Raw genomic sequence first — 3,529 nt, forward strand, 5'->3', positions numbered from 1 at the left:
TTGATGGAGTTTCAGTTTTTTTATCGGAATCTCTGTTTTCTTCAGGAGATGAAGGTTTTTCCTGCTTTTTCGTAGGTTTTTTATCGCTTCCGATTTTCCCTCCTTTGGTTTTTTTTGGTTTATTATCTGATGCTGAAGAAGACGCTGCGGGTGCTTCATTCTCATCGTTTAAAACCTCTTTTACTTTCGCTGGATTGGAAGCCTGGTAATCCAGGATTTGATATACAAGATCCAATTTTTTAAGGCTTCTAAATTTTGGGACATTTAAGGTTTTAGCTATCTCCTGAAGCTCAGGCAATTTCTTAGCTTTTAATTCTGAAATTTCAAACATGAATAATTACGAATAAGTGTGTTTGGATTGATTTAACTTCTCCGGGAAGAATCGAATTTTTTTGGAGTCTTAAGTAACCTGTTTTGAATTGGTTACGAAATGTTCCTGCAATTATACGACTTTATTTTAATTTTTAAACAGGTTTTTTGAAAAGAATATCTATTTTTGTGAGTCAAATTTCAAATTTATCATGCTACAACGCATACAAACTATTTATCTTTTTTTAGCGGCTATAGTAAGCCTTGGATTAATTTTTGTTTTTTATCTTTGGGAAAATTCCATTGGAGAAACGATTTATGCTGAAGATGAACTAATGGTATTTATAATGTTCCTTTTATCGGGTGCATTGTCCTTAATAAGTGTTTTTATGTTTAGAAACAGAAAGCTGCAGTTTGTACTGGGCCGTCTGAATATAATATTAAACTTTTTTTTACTAGGATTGTTTGTTTATTGGTTGCTAAATGTACCTGGAGAGAAGGATATCTCAGAGAAGGGTATTGGGATGCTTCTTCCGGTAATTTCTATCGTTTTTTTAGTGTTGGCCAATAAGGCTATAAAAAAGGACGAAGATCTCGTAAAATCTGTGGACCGATTGCGATAAGCCTATCATCTTAGTAGTATTAGTGCGTAGAAAAACCCGAAGTGAAAGCTTCGGGTTTTTTGATTTTTATCGTCAGGTAAAAGCTTGTATAAATAGATCTCCCAGTTTTTTAAAGCCTGGAAGATCTTGTAAATTCTGGCTTATGGCCTAATTAGTGATCGAAAATTGCCATTTTTAGGGTGTCATCAAAACTGTTACTACGGAAGCATTTAGTTCATTTTTCAAAAAATGTTTATTCCAATTCGATGACTTCAAGATCAAAGATCTTTTCTTTTTCAATTTTAAACCGAAGCATCGTCCTTTTCTTGTGGAAGCCCTGTTTACCTGCGGCTCCGGGATTCATGTGAAGCAATCTCAGGTCCTTGTCGTTCATTACTTTCAGGATATGAGAATGCCCACAGATGAATAACTTCGGCGGATTTCTTTTTATTTCCTCCCTTATTGCCGGAGAATATTTCTTCGGGTAACCTCCAATATGTGTAATCCAAACATCTACATCCTCACACATAAAACGCTGGTTTAATAGGAATTCTTTCCTTACTTCGGCATTATCTATATTTCCGTAAACAGCAATTACAGGATTTATCTTCTTAAGTTCATCAGTCACACCAACATTTCCAATATCTCCTGCGTGCCAAATTTCATCAGCCTCACCAGCGTAGTGGAGGATTCTATCATCTATATGATTGTGAGTGTCACTCAGTAAAAGTATTTTTTTCAAACCGGAACGGATTATGTTTATTATTCATTTAGAAACCCAAAGCTTCATGGGATTGCAGCTGTAATAATTGCCTTATCTTTGCATTTCGCTAATGTAAAAAATAATATTTTTAGGTTGAGGTATTTCTTGGGACTGGCTTATTTGGGAACTGCGTATCATGGTTGGCAAAGGCAACCGAATGCCGTTTCTGTCCAGGAAAAAATTGAAGAAGTTTTAACGCGTTTACTTCAGCAGAATATAGAAATTGTAGGTGCGGGAAGAACAGATGCCGGTGTACATGCAAAGCAATTGTTTGCTCATTTTGATGCTGATGTAATTCTGGATGCAGAGGAAATTAAATTCAAAATGAATTCCATGCTTCCTAAAGATATAGCGATAATTGACATTTTTGAAGTACGACTGGATGCTCATGCGCGTTTTGATGCTTTAAGCAGAAGTTATGAATATCACGTGATTCAGCATAAAGATCCATTTGTACTAGATAAGGCCTTTTACTTGAAGAAAGATTTGGACATTGCGAAAATGAATGAAGCAGCAGAAATATTAAGAACTTACACCAATTTTAAATGTTTTTCGAAATCAAGAACAGATGTAAAGACTTATAATTGTAAAATTGAATCTGCGGTCTGGAAAAGATCAGGAAATTTGTTGGTTTTTTACATTACTGCCGACAGATTCTTACGGAATATGGTACGTGCCATTGTAGGCACTTTATTAGAGATTGGGCAGGGAAAGAGTTCTGTGGAAAATCTGCATGAAATTATAAAAAGTGAAGACCGGGGAAGGGCAGGAACCTCAGTTCCGGCACAAGGTTTATTTTTAACCGAAATAAAATATCCCAAAATAGCAGTAGCGTAAATGGCGTCAAAAACAGGAAATGCATTCGATTTTAATTTATTTAAGCGCCTGCTTAAATATACAGATCCTTACAAAAAGACTTTTTATTTTGTAGGGATTGCGGCTATTTTACTTTCTATCGCCTCTGTTTTACGTCCATATTTATTAAAAGTCACTATAGACCAGGCAATAGTTCCTCAGGACTACGACGAACTTTTGTTTTATATCTTGCTAATGGGCGGTGTGTTAATAGCCGAGGTTCTTTTTCAGTTTTGCTTTATTTACTTTGCAAATTGGCTTGGGCAGGAAGTGGTAAGGGACCTTAGGGTGAATTTGTTTGAGCATATGCTTCAGTTTAAAATGAAGTATTTCGATAAATCTGCTGTTGGGAGGCTGGTAACCCGTGCCGTGAGTGATATCGAGACCATTGCAAGTATTTTTAGTCAGGGTCTTTTTATGATCATTAGTGATCTATTAAAAATGCTTGTGATTTTGGGGGTAATGTTCTATCAAAGCTGGCAACTGACTTTGCTCGTGCTTACCGTACTTCCGTTTATTATGTATGCTACGCGGGTTTTTCAGAAAAAAATGAAAATTGCTTTTGAAGAAGTCCGTACGCAGGTCGCAAACCTCAATACATTTGTTCAGGAGCGTATTACGGGAATGAAGATCGTTCAGCTTTTTACGCGCGAAAAAGAAGAGTATGAAAATTTCAAAAATATTAATGATAAGCACCGGAAGGCCTGGGTGAAAACGGTCTGGTACAATTCAATTTTCTTTCCAATTGCAGAAATGTCTACATCCATTACTATCGGTTTAATTGTTTGGTTCGGTGGATTGCGTGCTATAGAAAGTGATGCGGTGAGCCTTGGGGTGATTATTATGTTTATAGAATTATCACAAATGTTGTTCAAGCCGCTGCGACAAATTGCAGATAAGTTCAATACGTTGCAGATGGGAATGGTGGCTGCCAACCGTGTTTTTGGTGTTTTAGATACCAGATCTACTATTAAGGATGAAGGTACAAAAGAGGTAAAAG

5 protein-coding genes are annotated in these 3,529 nt (G+C 36.3%); 3 read left to right on the forward strand and 2 right to left on the reverse strand.

The window, feature by feature from the left end; all coding sequences use genetic code 11:
- Positions 1–331: Rho termination factor N-terminal domain-containing protein (locus tag RM529_RS16425; RefSeq protein WP_311485822.1), on the reverse strand; the 331-nt coding region annotated here is incomplete at its 3' end.
- 190 nt (positions 332–521) lie between these two features.
- On the opposite strand from RM529_RS16425, the gene RM529_RS16430 reads away from it, so the two are divergent.
- Positions 522–932: a DUF4293 domain-containing protein gene (locus tag RM529_RS16430; protein WP_311485823.1), complete on the forward strand. Its 411-nt coding sequence runs from the start codon at positions 522–524 to the stop codon at positions 930–932.
- Positions 933–1,164: 232 nt separating this feature from the next.
- On the opposite strand, the gene RM529_RS16435 is transcribed toward RM529_RS16430, so the two are convergent.
- Positions 1,165–1,653 (reverse strand): metallophosphoesterase family protein, encoded by a 489-nt coding sequence (locus RM529_RS16435; protein WP_311485824.1) that lies wholly within the window; start codon positions 1,651–1,653, stop codon positions 1,165–1,167.
- A gap of 114 nt (positions 1,654–1,767) precedes the next feature.
- Here RM529_RS16435 and truA point away from each other — a divergent pair, with 114 nt between their 5' ends.
- Positions 1,768–2,511 carry a tRNA pseudouridine(38-40) synthase TruA gene (gene truA / locus RM529_RS16440; protein ID WP_311485825.1) on the forward strand — a complete coding sequence of 248 codons (744 nt, stop codon included), beginning with the start codon at positions 1,768–1,770 and terminating at the stop codon, positions 2,509–2,511.
- A partial coding sequence (locus tag RM529_RS16445) for an ABC transporter ATP-binding protein (RefSeq protein WP_311485826.1) occupies positions 2,512–3,529 on the forward strand: 1,018 nt, incomplete at its 3' end.

Origin of the sequence: Autumnicola edwardsiae (assembly GCF_031846505.1) — a bacterium.
Taxonomy (GTDB): domain Bacteria; phylum Bacteroidota; class Bacteroidia; order Flavobacteriales; family Flavobacteriaceae; genus Autumnicola; species Autumnicola edwardsiae.